Below are 20286 nucleotides of genomic sequence, written 5' to 3'. Positions count from 1 at the left end.
CTCTTTCGGCCGCTGCAAAGCCTTTTGCGGTAACCATTTCCTGCATTACACGCGCACCTCTCCTGCGCTCGCCAACAAATGTCGACGGGCCATCCACAGGTTTGACAGGGCGAACAACGTCACCATCTGCGCGGTGTTCTTGGCCAAGCCCCGAAAGCGCACTTTTTCATAGCCAAACTGGCGTTTGATGACCCGAAACGGATGCTCGACCTTGGCGCGAACCTGGGCCTTGGCCTTCTCGATTTTGCGGATCGCCTTGTACAAAATACTGCGTTTTCCGTGCTTTTTGTAAGTGCTGCGGCGGGCGGCAATCTGCCAAATGACCTTGCGCCCAGCGTGTTCTTCGCGCTTCTCGACCCCGGTGTAACCTGCGTCGGCGCAGACTACGTTTTCCTCGCCGTGCAGCAGTTTGGCAACCTGCGTGACGTCTGCCACATTGGCCGCTGTTACTACCACGCTGTGCACCAGGCCTGACTCGTCGTCGGCGCCGATGTGAGCCTTGGCGCCGAAATAGTACTGGTTACCTTTCTTGGTTTGATGCATCTCAGGATCGCGTTTGCCATCCTTGTTCTTGGTCGAACTGGGCGCGTGAATCAGCGTGGCATCGACGATGGTGCCTTGACGCAACGACAAGCCACGGTCGCCCAGATAACCATTAATTACGCCGAGAATCCCGGTCGCCAACTCGTGCTTTTCCAGCAGACGACGGAAGTTGAGAATGGTGGTTTCGTCTGGAATTCGCTCCAGGCTCAGGCCTGAAAACTGACGCAGGATGGTCGTCTCATACAGCGCTTCTTCCATCGCCGGATCGCTGTAGCCGAACCAGTTCTGCATCAGATGAACACGCAGCATCGCCATCAGTGGGTAGGCGGGCCGGCCACCTTCTCCTTTTGGATAATAGGGCTCAATCAGGGCAATCAAACCTTTCCAGGGCACCACCTGATCCATCTCGATCAGGAACAATTCCTTACGGGTCTGCTTGCGCTTGCCGGCATACTCGGCGTCGGCGAAGGTCATCTGTTTCATCATCGAAAAGCTCGGCGACTGGTGTCCGGAGATTTTGCCAAATTAGGAAGTCTTTTTCAGAGTTTCCCTAAGCCGCCCACCAGAGAGCTACCTTCGACATATTTCGCTTTTCTACACTCGTCCTCCCTGCCCATCGTACAAGCCTTATGGATCGACAAACCCGTGGATGCCACATCCAAAGCTGTGCCTATGTAGGCACCTCTCTTAACTAGATTAGCGGCTCTTGCGACCCCAGAGACTTTATCGGCGTACCCGGAGATTTCGCCTGTATGCATATAGCTAGATGTAGAGATTCCCAAAAGTTTTTTAATTGAACCTTCATTACGTAATCCCGAACCGTAAGAGGCCATGTGTGAAAGCTGCTTATCAAGTTTTAAGAAAAGAGCTGTTCTTTTCGCATAAAACGTGTCGCGTTCTACCATAGAGCCTGAACCGAGGTGCTCCCGATGCAAAATTTCTATGTCATCAAGTGTGGTCTTGATGGCGTTCAGATGTTTATTCCAACCATCGGTTACAGCACCTTGTAGTGGTCTAATGGTTCCGGACACTCATTTAGGCGAGAATATCGCCAGATAGAGGTGTCTGATGACCAAACAACGCCGTACCTTTTCCGTTGAATTCAAACGCGAGGCCGCAGGCCTCGTGCTCGATCAAGGCTATAGCCATATCGAAGCCTCCCGCTCGCTTGGGGTGGTCGAATCTGCGCTGCGTCGCTGGGTCAACCAGCTTCAACAAGAGCGCAACGGTGTCACTCCACAGAGCAAAGCCCTCACGCCCGAGCAGCAAAAAATCCAGGAGCTCGAAGCCCGGATCGCCCGTCTTGAGCGGGAGAAATCCATTTTAAAAAAGGCCACCGCGCTCTTGATGTCGGAAGAGCACGAGCGCATGCGCTGATTGATCAGCTCAGTGTCCATGAGCCAATCGAATTGCTGTGCGAAGTGTTCGAGGTACCTCGCTCGTGCTACTACAACCATTGCCTGCGGCGTCGGTCTCCAGACGCCGAGCGGGTTCGTTTACTTAGCCGAGTCAATGAGCTGTTCGGGCAAAGTCGAGGCGCTGCCGGCAGCCGCAGTATCGTGTCGATGATGCAGGCGGATGGCGAGCAAATCGGTCGGTTCAAGGTGCGTAGCTTGATGCGGGAGCTGGGATTAATCAGCAAGCAACCAGGCTCGCATGCTTATAAAAAAGCAACAGTGGAGCGGCCTGACATTCCGAACATTTTGAATCGGGAGTTCGATGTACCCGCGCCCAATCAGGTCTGGTGTGGCGACATCACCTACATCTGGGCGCAAGGAAAATGGCATTACCTGGCGGTGGTTATGGATCTTTACGCGCGTCGGGTGGTGGGCTGGGCGTTTTCGAACAAACCGGATACGGACTTGGTGATCAAGGCGCTGGACATGGCTTATGAGCAACGCGGCAAGCCTCAGGGCCTGCTGTTTCATTCCGACCAGGGCGTCCAATACGGGAGCCGACAGTTTCGCCAGCGGCTTTGGCGATACCGCATACGCCAGAGCATGAGCCGCCGGGGTAATTGCTACGACAACTCGCCGATGGAGCGTGTGTTCCGCAGCTTGAAAACTGAGTGGATACCGACCGTGGGCTACATGACGGTCCAAGAGGCTCAGCGGGATATCAGTCATTACCTGATGCATCGTTACAACTGGATTCGGCCACACCAGTTCAATGATGGAATGGCGCCCGCTCAGTACGAGAAAAACCTTAACGTCGTGTCCGGGATCAGTTGACCACTACACTTCTTTGAGGTGCTGGCCCGCACAACTGGCCTCCATAAGCTTGCAGCTGGCACTGTCCAGATATTTGGTGAAGGTGAAATTGGTCATTGTAGTTCGACCAGAGGACGCGCCTCCTGATGAACTGGCTGTAGCGGACGTGCTTTGACTAACGCCGAAATTGTAGCCAGTGATTTCGATCCACTTACTAAACTTCTCGTCAAGAGCTTCGCCAGGAATCTCTGCGATTTGAATATAACCGTCAAAAGCCATGTGTACCGCTCCTTGGCAAGCTGTAGTGTGTAAGGTTTAAGGAAACTCTGAAAAAGACTTCCTAATTTGGCAAAATCTCCGGACACCAGTCGCCGAGCTTTTCGATGATGAAACAGATGACCTTCGCCGACGCCGAGTATGCCGGCAAGCGCAAGCAGACCCGTAAGGAATTGTTCCTGATCGAGATGGATCAGGTGGTGCCCTGGAAAGGTTTGATTGCCCTGATTGAGCCCTATTATCCAAAAGGAGAAGGTGGCTGGCCCGCCTACCCACTGATGGCGATGCTGCGTGTTCATCTGATGCAGAACTGGTTCGGCTACAGCGATCCGGCGATGGAAGAAGCGCTGTATGAGACGACCATCCTGCGTCAGTTTTCAGGCCTGAGCCTGGAGCGAATTCCAGACGAAACCACCATTCTCAACTTCCGTCGTCTGCTGGAAAAGCACGAGTTGGCGACCGGGATTCTCGGCGTAATTAATGGTTATCTGGGCGACCGTGGCTTGTCGTTGCGTCAAGGCACCATCGTCGATGCCACGCTGATTCACGCGCCCAGTTCGACCAAGAACAAGGATGGCAAACGCGATCCTGAGATGCATCAAACCAAGAAAGGTAACCAGTACTATTTCGGCGCCAAGGCTCACATCGGCGCCGACGACGAGTCAGGCCTGGTGCACAGCGTGGTAGTAACAGCGGCCAATGTGGCAGACGTCACGCAGGTTGCCAAACTGCTGCACGGCGAGGAAAACGTAGTCTGCGCCGACGCAGGTTACACCGGGGTCGAGAAGCGCGAAGAACACGCTGGGCGCAAGGTCATTTGGCAGATTGCCGCCCGCCGCAGCACTTACAAAAAGCACGGAAAACGCAGTATTTTGTACAAGGCGATCCGCAAAATCGAGAAGGCCAAGGCCCAGGTTCGCGCCAAGGTCGAGCATCCGTTTCGGGTCATCAAACGCCAGTTTGGCTATGAAAAAGTGCGCTTTCGGGGCTTGGCCAAGAACACCGCGCAGATGGTGACGTTGTTCGCCCTGTCAAACCTGTGGATGGCCCGCCGACATTTGTTGGCGAGCGCAGGAGAGGTGCGCGTGTAATGCAGGAAATGGTTACCGCAAAAGGCTTTGCAGCGGCCGAAAGAGCTAAAAAGCGAAGATAATTGAGCAAATTTCGACATGCATCGTTTTTTGAAAAGTGCTGAGGACTCGGTAGCCGGAAAACATCCGGCTACTTCAGACCTTCCTTAAATCTATGTAACGGACAGCCCTTTTTTTTTGAGGTTCCATCCAGGCACTTTATTTTTTCGCTTCGTTCAATTTCTTTACCTCTTAGATAGTTTCGGCAAGAGCCTTTTTGCTCGACGCCTCCGCCTCCGCCTCGATGAGGTCGCTGGCCAGAGCGCGCTTATCCATGAGCATCTGCCACCGCTGCTGGTCGATGGTGTCCTCAGCTAGAGAGATTTTGACGACAACCATACGCCACTGCCCGTTGCGATAGGCTCGATCCTCAGCTTGGTCCTGCAGCCCCGGTGCCAGAAAAAACACATAGTTCGCAGCAGTCAGGTTGTAGCCTGTGCCGGCGGCCGATCTGGTCCCGATGAACACTCTGCAGTCCGGATCCTGCTGGAAAGCATCAATCGCTTTCTGTCGTTTCTTGGGCGAGTCACTGCCTACCAACGTCACGCACCCGGCGCCCATCTTGAGGCAGTGCTCACGCAACGTGGCCACGGATTCCTGATACTCGCAGAAGAGGATCACCTTGTCGTCGACGTCCAGTCGGCCATCAGATCCGCCAGGATCCGTACCTTCACGCGCTCGAGCAGTTGGCGCAGTGCGCCCAGCCTTGCGAATCGGTGCTGGTCGCTGCGCATGATCTGATTGTACTCGTCACGTTCTACTTGGCTGAGTATCACCGGCACAGTCTGGCGCTGCTTCCCCTTCAGGTTGGGCAGCACATCCTTGCGGCGACGAAGCATCCAGTCAGATATCTCATCCCTTAGCGTCTTGCGAAACTCAGGACTGCCGGCGAATCGCTCGCAGAACTCATTGAGGGGCAGTTGACCTATTGGGTGGCCTGAAAGCCTGAGCAGTGTGTGCAGCTCCGCTTCGCGATTGAGCACTGGCGTGCCCGTTAACAGGTAGCGGTTTTGTACCTGAGCCGCGATGTCGAAGCCGTGGCGTGTCCATGCAGCAGTGGGTTCCTTGAGTCGGTGAGCCTCGTCAATGACCATCACCGCGAAGCGGTTCGCGTGCATGACAAAATCGCCCAGTCGCTCGTAGTTCACGACGATCCATCCAGCGTTCGCATCAAAGGTTTGCATGGCGATCTGAGCTTGGGGAAATACCATCAGGATCTCGCGCTGCCAGTTGATGATCAGGCTGTTGAGCACTATCACCAGAACCGGTTTGCCTTGGGCACGTATACCAGCGGCAATCAGGGCAGTTCACCACCACTTTGATCGGCGATGTTCAGTCCAAGCCGAGAATATGGATGCAGGCCGTCTAGCATTTGCAAAGTGCCCCGATTGAATTCGCAGGCGTTTAGTATGTTGGGTTGTAGTGGGGACCCACCATTTTTGGTCAGTTTGTATCTGGCTGGATCTTAGGGAGTGACGCCACAAGCGTCACCCAAATAGAAAACGCCTCCTCGGAGGTATTTTTTAGCATCATCGGGGTATAGCGCAGTCCGGTAGCGCGCCTGCTTTGGGAGCAGGATGTCAGGAGTTCGAATCCCCTTACCCCGACCATTTTCGCCCAGCTGTATCAGGGTTGAAGATCAGAGCTCAAAAACAATTGTTTTGAGCTCAACAGAAAAGGCGTCCTTCGGGACGCCTTTTTTGTTGGAGACTTATAGCTACAACACTCATGAAGCGATTAATACTTCGTACGCCTGACCCCACCCCGTTTACGGTCTGGCCGGTAGAGGGTTGCCTGTAAGACTGCTTGCACGCTGTCTGGCTACGCACAAACGTCTCAAGGCGACCCCCGGCTTCCTACAACCCCCGCAGGCGTTATGCCTGGTTTACACCATGTCTATTGATTGGGTGGCCGCGCTAGCCACACCCACCAGAGACACCTGCGCGGTTGGCGCAAAGATCATATCGTTGTTGCCCAGATCCTGGGTCCAGTCGCCGGTGAGGGCAATCTCAAACCGATGGCCCTCAGCGTCAGGTTCCACATCCTTGAGGTAGGTGCGGTCCAGATCCGCGTTATAGGCCATCTTCAGCGTAGTGCCGGTACCGTCGCCGAACCCTGTGTAACCCAGCGCCGACACACCGATCTTGTCATTGTTGTCTGCGAACCGGGCAATCAGGTCCACGAAGCTCTGGCTGTCCGTGCGGTAGCTGTCAGTGGCTGCCGTGTAGCGGAACACGTCAGCGTCATTGATGCCATCACGGCCATAGACCGAAAGGTTCGGGTCGTCGCCGCCGATCAGCAAGTCGGCGCCCGCGCCTCCGATGATCACATCCGAGCCTCTGCCGCCGTCGATACGGTCGTTGCCGGCCAGGCCATAAATGACTTCCGACATTGCGCTCCCCGTGATTACGTCCTTGCCAGCCGTTCCTTCAACGGTGGGGGCCGTGAACACCAGGTTGGTGCTGTTCAACTGCCCCGTCAGGTTGCCTTCGAACGCCAGTTCGAAGCGCTGTCCGTTGGCGTCGGCATCGAAGCTTTTCAGGTATGTGCGAGTACCCTCGGCGTTGGCCTGGACGGCGAGCGTGCCATTGTGGCCATCGCCAATGCCGGTAAAGCTCAACGCAGTCAGATCGACACGGTCCTGAGAGGCGTCGAAGTCCAGAATCCGGTCGCTGCCTGTTTCGGTAGCGGTACGGTAGCTGTCGCTGATCTGGGTGAAGCGGAAAATATCTGCGCCCATCCCGCCTGCCAGCACGTCACGGCCACCCGCGCCTTGCAGCACATCGTCTCCGCCCAGGCCACGGATAATCTCGGCCGTGTCGTTGCCAATCAGGTGATTGGCCTGGCTGGATCCGTCCACGTGGTATTGGCCATCCTGGCTGCCGAAGGTGGTGTCCAGGCTGCCATCGGCGTTCAGACGGGTGATCACGTCGCCGGCGATAAGGATTTTGCCATCGGGCTGAACGATTGCCGAGTGGGCATAGTTCGACGCGCCTTGGGGTACCTGGATCGTCAGCTTGCCATCGTCACTAAAGGAGGTGTCGAACGAGCCATCCGCATTCAGCCGCAGTACGTTGAAGGCGTTATTGTCGTTACTCTCGCCGGCCACAATGATCTTGCCATCGGCTTGCACGGTTATCGCAGCGCGGTAGTCCAGCCCCAGCGCGGTATCGAAATACACCACGCCGTCCACGCCAAACGCGGTATCCAGGTTGCCGTCGGCTGCAAGTCGCTGAACGGCATAAACCGGATCGCCCGGGTCGTGGGGGCCGTCGGCACCCACGTACAGCCAACTGCCGAGCAATACGCTGCCGTCGGGCTGCACGACCGTGGCGATATTGCCGGTGCCGTATTGCCCGGTCGGGTTGAGGAGAAGTGCGCCGTTGGCACCGAAATCCTCGACCGGCGCCCCGGTGCTGTCCAGCTTGAATACGATCGCTTGGGACGTGCCGCGAAGGCTGACGTACACCGAGCCATCTGCTGTGGCGTAAATAGCCATTCCATCAGCGCCGATCGGTACATCAAGGCCCGCGGCACCGCCATTGCCGAATGTGGTATCCAGAGTGCCATCCACGTTGAAACGTTCAACCTTCAAACCGCCAAGCCCTGGCTGTGCTGATAGCACTTTACCGTCGGCCTGCACCGCCATTACGTAGTAAGCATAATCTTCCGGGTCCAGGTTGCCGGGCACGAGGGCAATTCCCTCTTGGCCGAAGCTGTTGTCCAGGCTGCCGTCAGCGTTGAGGCGCACCGCCGTGTAGCTGCCGCGCGCACCATAGCTTTCATCGCCCGGCGAGCCAGGATAGCCAATGGCAGTCTGGAAGCTTTCGCCACCGACAAGGATTTTGCCGTCAGGCTGAAGGATGATGCTCCAGTTTGAATCGCTACCCGTGGAGGGGGCGACCTGCACTGTCCCCGGGCCTGTCGCACGGTGTAGTTGATGGTGGCCTTGCTATCGATTGACGCCATGACATTGTCCTTTAGGCATGGAATCCGAACGGATTGGGAAGAGGCTTGCACGGATCCTCTGGATCTGACCTTGGCAGGATGGATAAATGCGAACGTTTTGTGTTCCGCCGACAGCACACCGGGTCAACTGGCCCTCGCGCTAGTACTCCGGTATTGAACAAACGGCCAAAAGCGTTAGTTGCCGGGGTCAGTCGTCCTTGCCTCCATTCATCAGAGATGAGCGTGAGTGGTCGCGTGCTCGCCGGTCGAAATACACTGAACGCCTCCGCCCAGTCTGACTCCAAATCTTGCCTCGGCGCTCAAAGCCAACGTATCACGTCGATGGGTGCTTGAATCCTCTGCCCAATCAAGGAATTCCCATGACCGACCCACGTAACGTCGCCCACGACAAAAAAGTTCAGCAAGAGAAAAAGAACCACGGCGAAGAAATCGCGCCCAACGCTGAACACGCGCCTCAGCCAGGCATGAAGCCAGCACTCAAGCACGACGACGATGACAAACAAGACGAGCAAGCTTGAGCCAGGTATCAGCCCGACTTGAAGATTGAGCTCAACAGAAAAGGCGTCCCCAAGGACGCTTTTTTTGTTCAAGGATAAATTTTCAGCCGAGACCGCTTTGAACATAGGGCACCTCGCTGAAGACGTCGGTAGGCTCTATGAGCAGATAGCCCGCAGTTGTTTGCTTTTTCGCAGTCCTTTGACAGGCATGTCCAGGTGTTCAAGTCTGCTTTAGCCAGTCGCGCCAGTAGCGTAAATAGCCCAGCTCAATAGTCTTGGGCGGATGCATCAAGCAAGCTGGGCAGTGCCGTGCGTGGTGGTACAAGTATCGGTGCGACCTTGTACAGCCGAACCTCTGGCTCGGGTTGGTCGATGAGTTCAAAGGCCAGCTCAAGGATGCGTTCGACGTTCTGTCGCATCATGTAGACCGGGAAGGGCAGGAAAGAGGCGAAGGGGTCGTAGTCGAAGCAGCCCACCACCAAGTCCGCGACAGGGTACGTCGACTGCTGCGGCAGCACGCCGAGCAGGCCCTCCAGGTTGATGGTGGAGTTGATGAAAACCCCTCTCGGCAACCGCCCATGGCATTGGACGTGAGCGGTCAGGGCCTGGCGGGTCATGGCTGGCGAATAGCCGGGGGCGCTGAAGACGTCGTCGCTGGTGGCTTCGCCGAAATGCGCTCGCTTGGCGGCCAGAAATCCGCCGATCCGTTCACGGCTGGCATAGTCGGAGTAGCCGCCGAACAGGCAGAGATCCGTCGATGACAGGTCGCCGATGGGCGCCAGTTCGCTGAGGATTGCCTGCGTCAGCTCGAAGGCGCCGGCGTAGTTGTCACTGGTGATCGATGGCGCGAGGGTACCCGGCAGGTCGAGATTGAGATGCCGCACGCCGGCACGCGCGCAGGCGCCGTGGATGCTGTCCGGATCGGTAGCGCCGACGATGAATAGCTCGTCGATGGAGTAGGCCAGCAGCGACTCCACGGTACTAAGCTCCAATTGCGGATCGCGGCAGCCGCTGACGACCAGCGGGCAGAGGCCTCGCGCCCGGACGCGTGCCTCGAAGCCTTGCGCCAGTGCGGAAAAGAAACGGTTGTCGTAGAGCGGCAGCATCAGCCCAACCAGGCCGGAACGAGACTGCCGCAGGCCACGGGCCTGCAGATTGGTGCTGTAGCCATGTTCGTCAGCGAGAGACTGGATGAGCTGCGCCGTCGCCTCCTTGATCCGTCGTTTTCGCCAGGAGCCGTTGAGCACCGCGCTGACGGTGGAAGCGGAAGAGCCCGAAAGCTGAGACAGATCGTAGATGGTCGCTTTCTTCTTGCTGCTAGGGGGCATCACAGAGCTTTTCCATTGGTCGCAAAGTCACTTGACAGTGGTGGAAGTCGAGGAGTAAATCTTATTGCACCATCGATTGTGCAATTTACGCAGCATCGTCGATGGGATTGCAATCTGGTCTGCAATGCTGTGCCGCTGGCCATATCCATCTTTCGTCGGATCTCGTGATCGGCGTCGGTCGGGTGTGTGTCGTCAGGTAGGGGAGTATAGCGATCCTGAGCCTCCCGCCGCAGCAAACCCCACCCACCGGGCGGGGCCGCAGTCTACGAATAGCCCGGTTCAAAGCCCTATCCAAGGATAACAAGAAAATGGCGCGAATCTTCAAGCTCTCCCGGCTCTCCCGCACCGTGCTGGCATTTGCCGTCGGCACCAGTCTGGCCGCCTCCGGTCTGCAGGCGGCCCCGCCCGTGGCATCGCCGGTGGCTTTCCTCATGCCCGACCAGAGTTCCACCCGTTACGAAGAGCACGACCTGCCAGGCTTCCAGCGACAGATGAAGACGGTCTGTGCCGACTGCCGAGTGATTTACCAGAACGCCAACGGCGACGCCTCCCGTCAGCAGCAGCAGTTCAACGCCGCGCTGTCGCAGGGGGCCAAGGTCATCGTTCTCGATCCGGTGGATTCCAAAGCGGCGGGCTCCCTGGTCCGTCAGGCGCAGGCCCGTGGCGTCAAGGTCATCGCCTACGATCGACCGGTGACCTCGGTGCCGGTCGATTACTACGTGTCCTTTGACAACGAGGCGATTGGCAAGACGATCGCCACCTCGCTGGTACAGCATCTGCAGGCGCAGAAGGTCGATCCGCAGAGCGGTGGCCTGCTTGTGATCGGCGGCTCGCCCACCGATGCCGCCGCCGGACTGATCAAGAAGGGCATCATGGCCGGCCTTGCCGAAGGCGGCTATCAGATCCTCGCCGATTACGACACGCCCGAGTGGGCACCTGCCAAGGCTCAGCAATGGGCCAGCGGCCAGATCACCCGCTTCGGCAAGCGCATTCTGGGCGTGGTGGCTGCCAACGACGGTACCGCTGGCGGTGCCGTGGCTGCTTTCAAGGCGGCCGGGGTGAGTCCAGTGCCGCCGATCACTGGCAATGATGCCACCGTGGCCGGCCTACAGCTGATCATTGCTGGCGACCAGTACAACACCATCTCCAAGCCCAGCGAGATCGTCGCCAGCGCGGCGGCTGATGTTGCGGGCGAGTTTATCGCCGGCAAGACGCCTAAGCCTGAGACCACGCTATATGACGCGCCGTCGCGGTTGTTCGTGCCGACTCTGGTCACGGCCGAGAATTTGAAGGCGCAGATTATCGATCAACGTGTGGCCGGCCAACCGATCCAGACCGCTGCCCAGCTGTGCACGGATCGTTATGCCGCGGGTTGTCAGAAGCTGGGCATCAAGCCCTGATGCCATTGCGCGGGCGGGGCAAGCGCGGTAAGTGACGCACAGCCGCCTTGCTCAGCTCGCGCTGACTTCTTACGTCCTGCTGGACATCAACAACACTATAAGGGAGTCAAACATGGATGATCATTCCGGCCAGACGGCCCCGCGCGAGCCCGTATTGAGCTTGCGTGGTATCTGCAAGAGCTTCGGTGCGATCTCGGTGCTCTCCGATATCGACCTGGACCTCTATCCCGGCGAAGTGGTGGCCCTGGTCGGTGACAATGGCGCCGGCAAGTCCACCCTGGTCAAGATCATCTCCGGCGTTCACCAGCCCACCTCCGGTTCGCTTAAGGTGGGCGGGCAGGCGGTGAGCCTGGCCAGTCCCGCCCAGGCCCAGGCGCTGGGTATCGCTACAGTGTTCCAGGACCTGGCGCTGTGCGAAAACCTCGACGTCGTGGCCAACATGTTTCTTGGCCGCGAACTGCACCCCTGGGCCCTGGACGAGACCACCATGGAGGTCCGTACCTGGAAACTACTGGGCGAATTATCGGCGCGCATTCCCAGCGTGCGGCTACCCATCGCCGCGCTCTCCGGCGGGCAGCGTCAGACGGTGGCCATCGCAAGGTCGTTGCTGCTTGAACCCAAAGTCATCCTGCTCGACGAGCCCACCGCTGCTCTGGGCGTGGCCCAGACCGCCGAGGTACTCAACCTCATCGAGCGGGTACGCGACCGGGGGCTGGCGGTGGTGGTCATCAGCCACAACATGGAAGACGTGCGGGCCGTGGCCGATCGCATTGCCGTGCTGCGTCTTGGGCGCAACAACGGTATTTTCGCCCCGGACGTGAGCAGCCAGGAGCTGATCGGCGCGATCACCGGTGCTGACGACAATTCGGTCTCGCGGCGCGCTCTGCGTCGTCAGGCTGCCACCCTCGAAACCACTCAGGAGCAGCCGTCATGAGCCAGACCAACGAAACGGCGACGTTACTCGACCGGAGCGACAGCCGCGTCAACCAGACCGTTGGCCTGGCCGCCAGCCTCAAGGCCACGGCTGAGCGGATTCGCGCCGGAGACCTCGGACCGCTGCCCGTAGTGATCGGCCTGGTGGTGATCTGGACAGCGTTCGGCGTTTTGAATCCGGTGTTTCTCTCCAGCGCCAACCTGTCCAACCTGCTGTTCGACGCCGCTACCGTGGGCATCATTTCTCTTGGTGTTGTGTGCGTGCTGATGGTGGGGGAGATCGATCTGTCCGTGGGTTCAATCAGCGGCTTCGCGTCAGCGCTGGTGGGCGTTCTCTGGGTCAATCAGGGTTGGCCGGTGGGCTTGGCGATGCTTGCTGCCCTGGTCGCGGGTGCCCTGATCGGCAGCCTCTATTCGCTGCTGTTCACCCGCCTGGGCATGCCCAGCTTCGTAGCGTCTCTGGCGGGACTGCTGACGGTGCTGGGATTGCAGCTTCAGGTGCTTGGTAACGCCGGCTCCATCAACCTGCCGTACGACTCCTTCCTGGTGAGCTTCGGCCAACTCGACACCCTGCCGCCGCTCCTGGCCTACCTGCTGGCGGGGCTGACCGGCACGTTGCGGTTCTTCAATGGCTACCGGGAACGGGCGCGGCGGCGCCAGGCGCAGCTGTCGTCGCCCTCGCTGGTCGGGCTGGCGCTGCAATCTCTGGCCCTGACGGTCCTGCTCGGTTCTGTCGCCTACTACCTCAACCAGGATCGTGGGGTGCCGTGGATCTTCGCCTTCTTCGTCGCGCTGGTGGTGGCGATGAATTATGCCTTTACCCGGACCCGCTGGGGTCGCAGCCTGATAGCGGTGGGTGGCAATCGCGAAGCTGCGCGCCGCGCCGGTATCAATGTGCGGCGCATCTACACCTCGGCCTTCGTGCTGTGCGCCAGCCTGGCCGCGCTGGGCGGCATCCTCGCCGCGGCGCGGCTGGCCTCGGCCAGTCAGCAGGCGGGGACCGGTGACGTCAACCTCAATGCCATCGCCGCGGCGGTGATTGGCGGCACCAGCCTGTTCGGCGGTCGCGGCAGTGCCTACTCCGCCCTGCTCGGGGTGATCGTTATCCAGTCTATCGCCAGCGGCCTGACCATGCTCGATCTGTCCTCGGCGCTGCGCTACATGATCACCGGTGCCGTTCTGGCGCTCGCGGTCATCATCGACGCCCTGGCGCGCCGTTCGCGGTCTGTCCACGGGCGGGCGTGACGCTGACGCCCCACTTTCGAATGCAAAGGTGAACACATGAACCAGAAACTATCCATGAAAGTAGCCGCCATCACCGGCGGTGCCTCCGGTATCGGCTTGGCGTGCGCCAAGGAAATGCTCGCCGCCGGTGCACAAGTGGCGTTGATAGACCGCTCTCGCGAAGGCCTGGAAAAGGTCTGTGCCGAGCTGGGCCCGAACGCCTTTCCCGTGGTGGTGGACCTGCTTGATCCGGACAGCGTCAAGACCATGCTGCCGCAGATCCTCGAGCGCTTCGGCCGGCTAGACATTTTCCACGCCAACGCCGGCGCCTACATCGGCGGCGAAGTTGCGGATGGCGATCCGGATCAGTGGGATCGCATGCTTAATCTGAACATCAACGCCGCCTTCCGGTCGGTGCAGGCGGTGCTGCCACACATGATCGAACGGGGCAGCGGCGACATCATGCTGACCAGCTCCATCGCCGGGCTGATCCCGGTGGTTTGGGAGCCGATCTACACGGCCTCCAAGCATGCCATTCAGGCCTTTACTCATAGCCTGCGTCGGCAATTGATTAAACATGGCATTCGCGTCGGCGCGGTGGCACCCGGGCCGGTGGTCACCGCGTTGATCAGCGACTGGCCGCAATCCAAGCTCGACGAGGCCAAGGCGTCGGGTGCCCTGATGGAGGCCAACGAGGTCGCCGAAGCGGTGCTGTTCATGCTGACCCGGCCGCACAACGTGGTGGTCCGCGATCTGGTCATCATGCCCTTCAGCGTGGACCTTTAATGCCATGAGCCGACATTTCATAGGGGTCGATGTGGGAACTGGCAGCGCGCGGGCAGGCGTGTTCGACGCCAGCGGGCGGCTGCTGGCCGCGGCCAAGGCTCCGCTTGAGATCTGGCATGGCGGCAGGCAGCGGGTCGAGCAGTCGGCTGAGCAGATCTGGCAGGCCATTGTCAGCAGCGTCCGCGGCGCGCTGGACAAGGCTGGCGTCGGGGCCGAGGCCATTGCTGGCATCGGCTTTGATGCCACCTGCTCGCTGGTGGTGGTAACGGCCGCGGGCGATCCGGTCGGCGTCGGCGACTCAGGCGACGACCAGCGCAACGTCATGGTCTGGATGGATCATCGCGCCACGGCGGAGGCGATCGAGATCACCGCGACTGGTCATCCGGTACTGCGCTACGTAGGGGGCCGCATGTCGCCGGAGATGGAAACGCCCAAGCTGCTCTGGCTCAAACGTCATCGGCCACAGGCTTTCGACCGCGCCGGGCATTTCTTCGACCTGGCAGACTATCTCACCTGGCGTGCCACCGGCGATCTGGCGAGGTCGGCCTGCACCGTCACCTGCAAGTGGACCTATCTGGCCCACGAGCAACGCTGGGACGCCTCCTATTTCGAGACCATAGGGCTTGGCGAACTGGCAGAAGAAGGTTTCGTACGGCTTGGCACGCGCATCGTCGAACCCGGTACGCCCTTGGGCCAGGGTCTCTGCCCGACCGCGGCAGCCGAGTTCGGCCTGCTGCCGGGCACGGCGGTGGGCGCGGCGCTGATCGACGCCCATGCTGGCGGGGTCGGCTCCCTCGGCGGTGCCTCCCCCGATGGGCAGACGGCGGTCACGCAGCGTCTGGCCTATATCTTCGGCACCTCGGCTTGCTCCATGGCATCCAGTCCGGTGCCGGCCTACGTTGATGGCGTCTGGGGCCCGTATTACTCGGCTATGCTGCCGGGGCTCTGGCTCACCGAGGGCGGGCAGTCGGCGGCGGGGTCGGCCATCGATCACTTGGTCTCTCTGCATCCGGCGGTGGGGGAAGCACGCGAGACGGCCGAGCGACAGGGCCAGACGCTGCTTGCCTGGCTCGAAGCTCAGGTGGCGCCCCTCGGCAGCGCGGCGCTGAGCCTGGCCGACGGTCTGCACGTGGTGCCCGAATTCCTCGGTAACCGTTCGCCGTTCGCCGATCCCGATGCCCGTGCGGTGCTCGCTGGGCTGACCCTGGATCGAGAGCTGGAGGGACTTCCCGGCCTATACGTCGCTGGCCTCTGCGGCATCGCCTACGGTCTGCGGCAGCTGCTCGAAGCCTTGGCGCGTGACGGTATCCCTATCGAGCTGATCGTTGCCAGTGGCGGTGCAGCCCAGAGCGATTTCGTCCGGCAGTTGCTTGCCGATGCCACCGGTGTACCGGTGGCGGTTAGTGACACCGAGGAGCCGGTATTGCGAGGGGCGGCCATGCTGGGCGCTGTTGCTGCTGAAGCGGGTCTGCGTCTGCTCGATGTCATGGAACGCATGGCGAGCCTGGACCGCGTATTTACACCGGTACAGGGAGCGTTCGCAGACCAGCATCGCAGGCGCTACACTGCGTTCGAGGTTCTTCAGGCAGCTGAACGAGAAGTGCGATCTATCTTCATTCGAGAGTGATTTCGACCCTGAAGTCCGTGATGAGCCTGCTTAACAAAAAAGGGTCCAGACGCCCCGTTTTCGGTGCTGTACTGGACCCTTGGCGATCAAGCTTGCTCCCACGGCCTTAGGCCAGAATCGAGAGCAGACTTGTGTATAACGCCGAGCGCTACAACTACGGTCAGAAGCGAACGGTCACGCCTGCATTGACCGAATGGAAGCGCGTGTCGGTACCGAACTGCCCCTGGTAGGACAGGTCCAGATCGGTCTGCTTGTTCAAGCGCAGTTTCGCGCCCACTTCAGTCAAGGCGGTGTTGCGTGTTTGAGCGACGCCCTGCACTTCGAAGTTTGGCCCGCCAGCGAAAGAGTGGACGTTGCGCGGGTCCAGGTCACCGTAGGCGCGTCGCCATCCTACTGAGCCGTAAACCTGCGTATTGACGTTCGCCACATTGATGCTCGACGACGCGCGCAGACCCAGTGTCGAGAAGAAGGTGTCCTGTTTATCGCTGGACACGTCCAGTGCGGCTGGCCCGCCTTTTTCGTGCAGGTCTTTGGCGTCGTAGCGCACGTAGGAAAGACCGGCGAAAGGCTCCAGAGCCATGCTGCCGACCGGTATGCGGTAGGCCGCTTCACCACTTGCCTGCAGCGACTGGGCGTTGCGTTTGCCGGTCAAGTGATCGCTGAATCCGGCAAACGCTACATTCCGCTCACTCTCCAGCTTGTGCCAGGTGTAACCGACGTCAGCACTGAGGCGCAGGGCATCGATCTGACCACCGGTGTAGAGGCCCAGATGATAGTTGTCGCTGTGACCGTCAGCATCGCTGTCATCGGCGTCGAACTTCGAACGGCTGTAGCCAGCGTAGACGCCACCGCGCCAATCCGGTGTGAAGCTACCGTCTGCCCCGAACAGCAGGCCGCCAGTGCTTTGGTGTAGACCACCGGCACCGTTATTGCCGCTTGTCTTGGTCCAGTTGCCGAATGGCTGCACCCAGGCACCGTTTTGCGTGGTCGGTGTGCTTGGCATCAGATTGAGTGCCATGGCAGGCATGCGCAATGTTCCCGTATCCAGCAGATTACGCATGCGGGTGCCCAGCACTCCGGACACCACTTGGCTATTGGCGATCAGGGCTGTTGAAGTACTGCCGAGGTAGTCGCCGGACAGTTGATCGGCTGCGTTGCGAGCGCTTTCGGCATCCAGAACCAGCAGGTTGTTGTAGAGGCGTAGCGGCTCGCCGCTTTGCTCGAGTACGCTCAGCGCGCCAGCGGTATTGAACTGGTTTTGAGTCAGCATGACCGTCTGAAAGATGCCCGGAGCAGGTGCGGGTTCTGGAGTGGGCGTAGGTGTAGGCTCTGGTGTCGGTGTCGGTGTCGGTGTTGGAGTTGGCTCAGGAGTAGGAGTCGGAGTTGGCGTAGGCGTAGGCTCTACGCTTTTTTGCTCGATGGTGAGGTTCAGATCATTGGCGGTGCGCTGCAGTCCGACATTCAGGAACGCCGAGTTGGTCAGCGCCTGGGCATAGGCGGTGCCTGCGGCGGCACCGTCGACCACACCGCCCTGAGCAGAGAGCAGGGTGTAGGTCCTGCCGCTCTGATAGCTCTGCGCAGGATCCAGCGCAGTCACGTTGACCTGCGTACCGCGCAGTGTGGCTGTGCCGCTTACGTTGATCTTGTCTGCTCTACCGTCGCCTGCGATGTCCGCGGCGTAACGTGAGCCTGCGGCCATGTCGAGGTCGCCTTGTATGGCCAGCGCACCTATGGCGTTTTCTCCGGGCGACAGAGTACCGCCGGAAGCTACCTGCGTAGTACCCACCTGACCGACGCCGGCCAGAACGCCGCCGTCCAGTACCTGTGCGCTGTTGGTATACGTCCCGAACTCGGTGCGCCCGGCAATACCGTTGACCACCAGGGTGCCGTTGCCTACGTTAAACCGCGAAAGGCTTTGGGTGGTGGCTGTATTGCCGCGCTGATTGACCTGGTCGACGTTCCCCGACAGCACCAGTCGCCCGCCGCGCACAACGACGCTGCCGGCCAGCCCGGTAAGGTCGCCGCTCAATGTGGTGTTGCCGTTGAACGCATACACTCGGCCCGTTCCGTTCAGCGTGTTGGCAACCTGCAGATCAGTATCGGTATGGTTGAACGCCAAATGCCCCCCGTTGCCGGTGCCGAAATTAATGGCGGTTTGCGGGTCCAGTCGGCCGGCCGCCTGAGCTGTTCCGGCAGTCGTCGAATCGATATCGGTACGGTTGGGGTCGGTCACGACCGGACCGCCCACAGCAAGCGTGCCGCGTGTCGGATTGTTGATGCTGCTGATGGTGCTGATGAGAATACCGTTGGTAGAACTCAGCTCGGCACCGTCGGACAGCGTCAGGTAAGTGCGAGAGTCACTGGTGCCGAGCGTCATGCTTTGCGCTGCCAGGCGGGTGCCTTGTCCGGAAATACTCACCTGATTGCTGCGGCCGATGATGGCCGAACCCAGTAAGAGCGAGTCGGTGGTCAGTACTGCGCCGTTATCGAGAGTAAGGTTGTTTCTGTTTCTGAACGCGCCACTGTTGTCCCAGCGGGTTCCGGCACCGGAAAGATTGACGACGGAGTCGATGTCTACCTGCTGGCTGTTGATCTTGCCGCCATCATTGGCCGTTATGCTCGACCTGTAGACAAACACCCCACCGGCTTCGATATTGACCGCGTCGACCAGGGAGTTCTGGCCACTCACCAGCAACTGCGCGTTTGAAAATGCGTTGGAGCGGGAGCCGTTGACTTCACCCAGATCCAGATCCCGCACCGACACCTGACCCCCGTTGCGCACGTTCAGGTCGCCTTGACCGACCCCACCGACAACGATCGTGTTACCCAGTACAAATGAGGTACGCGGTACTACCCAGCGCGAACCTGCCCCTTCGACTATGACGCTGGCCTGGGCCTGGTTGACGCCGGTACTGCTGGCTTGACCAACAATGTTGCCGCCTTCGCTGGTCACGGTTGCGCCACTGTTGATGGTGAGGCTGGAAGAGTTGCCGTCAGTTGACCGCACCTCGATCGAGCCATCAATGACGCGGTCGCTGTTAAAGGTTTCCTGACCATTGGTAAGAACGTAATCCGCTGCCTGAGCATCTGGAAGCAGTGCAAGAGTAACCGCAAAAGCAAGCGGGGATAGTTTGAATAAGGGGTTCATAGCGACTCCAGATACTCCATAAAAACCACAAGGGGTGGCTGCCAGCCCTGAGGGCTTAGGCGTTTCCGTTCGGCGGGGTGCCAACAACGGGAGTATTGAGAGGCGAAGGTTGAATGGAAATAGCACGCATGTACTAGTGGCACGTACGCGTATGTACTAGTGGCACATATTAATGCCTGGGTTGATCAGTTAGTCAGGGATGACGTAGTGCATCTGTACTATTGATATTCTGTTATGCCGTGACTACGGTTGCGTGCGAAATTATTCGACGTTAATTATTTAAATAATGAGTGGCAACGTTAGGTGTCTGGTGTGCCAGTCAGTGGAGTGTATGAATGAAAAGTGTAGCCTTGTTTCCGTTGATTCTGGCATTGTCGGGGTGTGCGGGTCTTGATCAGACCATGTCAATGACCAATGGCGTTCTTGATCAAACGGGTGATGTACTGAGCGGGGATTTCAGAGGGCTGGCTGAGGCCAGAGAAACAACCTTGACAGAAATATGGCGCGATTGGCAGACCAATGAGGTTACCGCGAAAGAAAAATGGGACGCTCAAACACTGATCATTCCTGGCGTCGTACAGCGCATTACTAAAACAGGGACGGCGGTCGGTCAGAATCAGATTGCGGTCATCTTCAGCGATCCGTCCAATCCCAAATGCACGGGCCAGGGCTTGACCCGCGATGACCTGTTGGTCAACAAGAAAAAAATAAGCAGCTTCAAGAAGGGCGACAGGGTTCTTGTGAAAGGTGTGTTGGGCACCAGTGAATCAAAGTGGACCGACAATGATGCTTGCTGGCTGTCTTTTGACAAAGCCGAATTCACACTTCAGAAATAGAAGCCGTCAGCATAAAACCCGGACAATGTCCGGGTTCTGTAAGCCGCGCATTGATAACGCTGTCAGTTCTGCCAGGTTGTGTAATAAACCGGAATACCCCGCGAGTTGGTGATGGATGCATAATTGAAACCTGGCGCAAACGACTCTCCGCCTGCGAAGGTGTAACCAAATGCGCTGAATTCAATACCACCGCCGACCTGGCTCAACTCGGTCTCGTTCAGCACTCGAAGTGCTGGTCCGGCAGGAAGCGCATTATGTACCTGTTGTGGGTTCACTGCTTGAGTCATGGCGTTGTTTCCTCTGAAATTGTCATTGATAAATCAGGGCTTCCGTACCGTTGAACGACGGAAGACAGCATCATTAAAGTCACCGCTTACAA

General features: G+C 59.0%; 13 protein-coding genes, 1 tRNA gene and 6 pseudogenes. 10 read left to right on the top strand and 10 right to left on the bottom strand.

Annotated features, from left to right (window positions below):
* Positions 1-45: 45 nt before the first annotated feature.
* Both LJU29_RS23065 and LJU29_RS23060 read right to left on the bottom strand, forming a co-directional pair.
* Entirely contained in the window at positions 46-1026 is a 981-nt protein-coding gene (locus LJU29_RS23065; protein WP_054078085.1) for an IS5-like element ISPsy2 family transposase, read from the bottom strand.
* A gap of 68 nt (positions 1027-1094) precedes the next feature.
* Positions 1095-1547 (bottom strand): annotated as a pseudogene (locus LJU29_RS23060) (hypothetical protein); the annotation flags it as partial.
* Between the two features lie 64 nt (positions 1548-1611).
* Between LJU29_RS23060 and LJU29_RS23055 the strand changes: the two are divergent.
* Positions 1612-2774 (top strand): IS3 family transposase gene (locus LJU29_RS23055; protein ID WP_122320854.1). Its coding sequence is split into 2 segments (ribosomal slippage): positions 1612-1867 and positions 1867-2774, totalling 1164 coding nucleotides; the frame shifts between segments, so codons are not numbered across the junction.
* Positions 2775-2780: 6 nt separating this feature from the next.
* Here LJU29_RS23055 and LJU29_RS23050 read toward each other — a convergent pair.
* Positions 2781-3032, bottom strand: a pseudogene (locus LJU29_RS23050) (type VI secretion system tube protein Hcp); the annotation flags it as partial.
* Positions 3033-3139: 107 nt separating this feature from the next.
* On the opposite strand from LJU29_RS23050, the gene LJU29_RS23045 reads away from it, so the two are divergent.
* Positions 3140-4120, top strand: coding sequence for an IS5-like element ISPsy2 family transposase (locus LJU29_RS23045; protein WP_257112852.1), 981 nt, complete (start codon positions 3140-3142; stop codon positions 4118-4120).
* Between the two features lie 231 nt (positions 4121-4351).
* Here LJU29_RS23045 and LJU29_RS23040 read toward each other — a convergent pair.
* Positions 4352-5463 (bottom strand): annotated as a pseudogene (locus tag LJU29_RS23040) (DEAD/DEAH box helicase); the annotation flags it as partial.
* Positions 5456-5588: pseudogene (locus LJU29_RS23035) on the bottom strand (ParA family protein); the annotation flags it as partial. The pseudogenes LJU29_RS23040 and LJU29_RS23035, both read right to left, overlap by 8 nt.
* Before the next feature lie 104 nt (positions 5589-5692).
* On the opposite strand from LJU29_RS23035, the gene LJU29_RS23030 reads away from it, so the two are divergent.
* A tRNA-Pro gene (locus tag LJU29_RS23030) sits at positions 5693-5769 on the top strand.
* Positions 5770-6044: 275 nt separating this feature from the next.
* Here LJU29_RS23030 and LJU29_RS29375 read toward each other — a convergent pair.
* Positions 6045-8128: pseudogene (locus LJU29_RS29375) on the bottom strand (calcium-binding protein).
* A gap of 359 nt (positions 8129-8487) precedes the next feature.
* Between LJU29_RS29375 and LJU29_RS23015 the strand changes: the two are divergent.
* Positions 8488-8646, top strand: a complete 159-nt coding sequence (locus LJU29_RS23015; RefSeq protein ID WP_005732296.1) for a hypothetical protein — start codon at positions 8488-8490, stop codon at positions 8644-8646.
* A gap of 82 nt (positions 8647-8728) precedes the next feature.
* Here the strand turns inward: LJU29_RS23015 and LJU29_RS29765 are convergent.
* A pseudogene (locus LJU29_RS29765) lies at positions 8729-8867 on the bottom strand (conjugal transfer nickase/helicase domain-containing protein); the annotation flags it as partial.
* 24 nt (positions 8868-8891) lie between these two features.
* Positions 8892-9953 (bottom strand): LacI family DNA-binding transcriptional regulator, encoded by a 1062-nt coding sequence (locus tag LJU29_RS23010; RefSeq protein WP_122322662.1) that lies wholly within the window; start codon positions 9951-9953, stop codon positions 8892-8894.
* 308 nt (positions 9954-10261) lie between these two features.
* Between LJU29_RS23010 and LJU29_RS23005 the strand changes: the two genes are divergently transcribed.
* The 5 genes from LJU29_RS23005 (at position 10262) to LJU29_RS22985 (ending at position 15923) form a co-directional block, all read left to right on the top strand.
* Complete coding sequence (locus tag LJU29_RS23005; RefSeq protein ID WP_257111231.1) at positions 10262-11353, top strand: ABC transporter substrate-binding protein; 1092 nt, start codon at positions 10262-10264, stop codon at positions 11351-11353.
* A gap of 154 nt (positions 11354-11507) precedes the next feature.
* Positions 11508-12287 carry an ATP-binding cassette domain-containing protein gene (locus tag LJU29_RS23000; RefSeq protein WP_223886591.1) on the top strand — a complete coding sequence of 260 codons (780 nt, stop codon included), beginning with the start codon at positions 11508-11510 and terminating at the stop codon, positions 12285-12287.
* Positions 12284-13531 carry a sugar ABC transporter permease gene (locus LJU29_RS22995; protein WP_257111230.1) on the top strand — a complete coding sequence of 416 codons (1248 nt, stop codon included), beginning with the start codon at positions 12284-12286 and terminating at the stop codon, positions 13529-13531. The genes LJU29_RS23000 and LJU29_RS22995 overlap by 4 nt, the downstream gene beginning before the upstream one ends.
* Before the next feature lie 36 nt (positions 13532-13567).
* Positions 13568-14296: an SDR family oxidoreductase gene (locus LJU29_RS22990; protein ID WP_122322659.1), complete on the top strand. Its 729-nt coding sequence runs from the start codon at positions 13568-13570 to the stop codon at positions 14294-14296.
* A 4-nt stretch (positions 14297-14300) separates the two neighbouring features.
* Entirely contained in the window at positions 14301-15923 is a 1623-nt protein-coding gene (locus LJU29_RS22985; protein ID WP_122322658.1) for an FGGY-family carbohydrate kinase, read from the top strand.
* A 160-nt stretch (positions 15924-16083) separates the two neighbouring features.
* Here the strand turns inward: LJU29_RS22985 and LJU29_RS22980 are convergent, their stop codons facing one another.
* Positions 16084-19071, bottom strand: a complete 2988-nt coding sequence (locus LJU29_RS22980) for an autotransporter domain-containing protein (RefSeq protein ID WP_257111229.1) — start codon at positions 19069-19071, stop codon at positions 16084-16086.
* A gap of 335 nt (positions 19072-19406) precedes the next feature.
* Between LJU29_RS22980 and LJU29_RS22975 the strand changes: the two genes are divergently transcribed.
* A complete protein-coding gene (locus LJU29_RS22975) occupies positions 19407-19907 on the top strand; it encodes a hypothetical protein (RefSeq protein ID WP_057423317.1) in 501 nt (166 codons plus the stop codon).
* Positions 19908-19969: 62 nt separating this feature from the next.
* Here the strand turns inward: LJU29_RS22975 and LJU29_RS22970 are convergent, their stop codons facing one another.
* The gene (locus LJU29_RS22970) at positions 19970-20194 is read right to left on the bottom strand and encodes a hypothetical protein (protein WP_257111228.1); all 225 of its coding nucleotides are present in this window, start codon (positions 20192-20194) and stop codon (positions 19970-19972) included.
* Positions 20195-20286 lie beyond the last annotated feature (92 nt).

It is taken from the genome of Pseudomonas ficuserectae (genome assembly GCF_024584585.1).
Classification (GTDB): domain Bacteria; phylum Pseudomonadota; class Gammaproteobacteria; order Pseudomonadales; family Pseudomonadaceae; genus Aquipseudomonas; species Aquipseudomonas amygdali.
Note: the sequence above shows the minus strand (reverse complement) of the source record. Positions and strands in the feature narration are given on the sequence as shown.

Coding starts and splice junctions, on each gene's coding strand:
- LJU29_RS23005 (WP_257111231.1), top strand. CDS start 10,262: ATGGCGCGAATCTTCAAGCTCTCCCGGCTCTCCCGCACCGTGCTGGCA.
- LJU29_RS22995 (WP_257111230.1), top strand. CDS start 12,284: ATGAGCCAGACCAACGAAACGGCGACGTTACTCGACCGGAGCGACAGC.
- LJU29_RS22980 (WP_257111229.1), bottom strand. CDS start 19,071: ATGAACCCCTTATTCAAACTATCCCCGCTTGCTTTTGCGGTTACTCTT.
- LJU29_RS23045 (WP_257112852.1), top strand. CDS start 3,140: ATGAAACAGATGACCTTCGCCGACGCCGAGTATGCCGGCAAGCGCAAG.
- LJU29_RS22975 (WP_057423317.1), top strand. CDS start 19,407: ATGAAAAGTGTAGCCTTGTTTCCGTTGATTCTGGCATTGTCGGGGTGT.
- LJU29_RS22985 (WP_122322658.1), top strand. CDS start 14,301: ATGAGCCGACATTTCATAGGGGTCGATGTGGGAACTGGCAGCGCGCGG.
- LJU29_RS23010 (WP_122322662.1), bottom strand. CDS start 9,953: ATGCCCCCTAGCAGCAAGAAGAAAGCGACCATCTACGATCTGTCTCAG.
- LJU29_RS23015 (WP_005732296.1), top strand. CDS start 8,488: ATGACCGACCCACGTAACGTCGCCCACGACAAAAAAGTTCAGCAAGAG.
- LJU29_RS23065 (WP_054078085.1), bottom strand. CDS start 1,026: ATGAAACAGATGACCTTCGCCGACGCCGAGTATGCCGGCAAGCGCAAG.
- LJU29_RS22970 (WP_257111228.1), bottom strand. CDS start 20,194: ATGACTCAAGCAGTGAACCCACAACAGGTACATAATGCGCTTCCTGCC.
- LJU29_RS22990 (WP_122322659.1), top strand. CDS start 13,568: ATGAACCAGAAACTATCCATGAAAGTAGCCGCCATCACCGGCGGTGCC.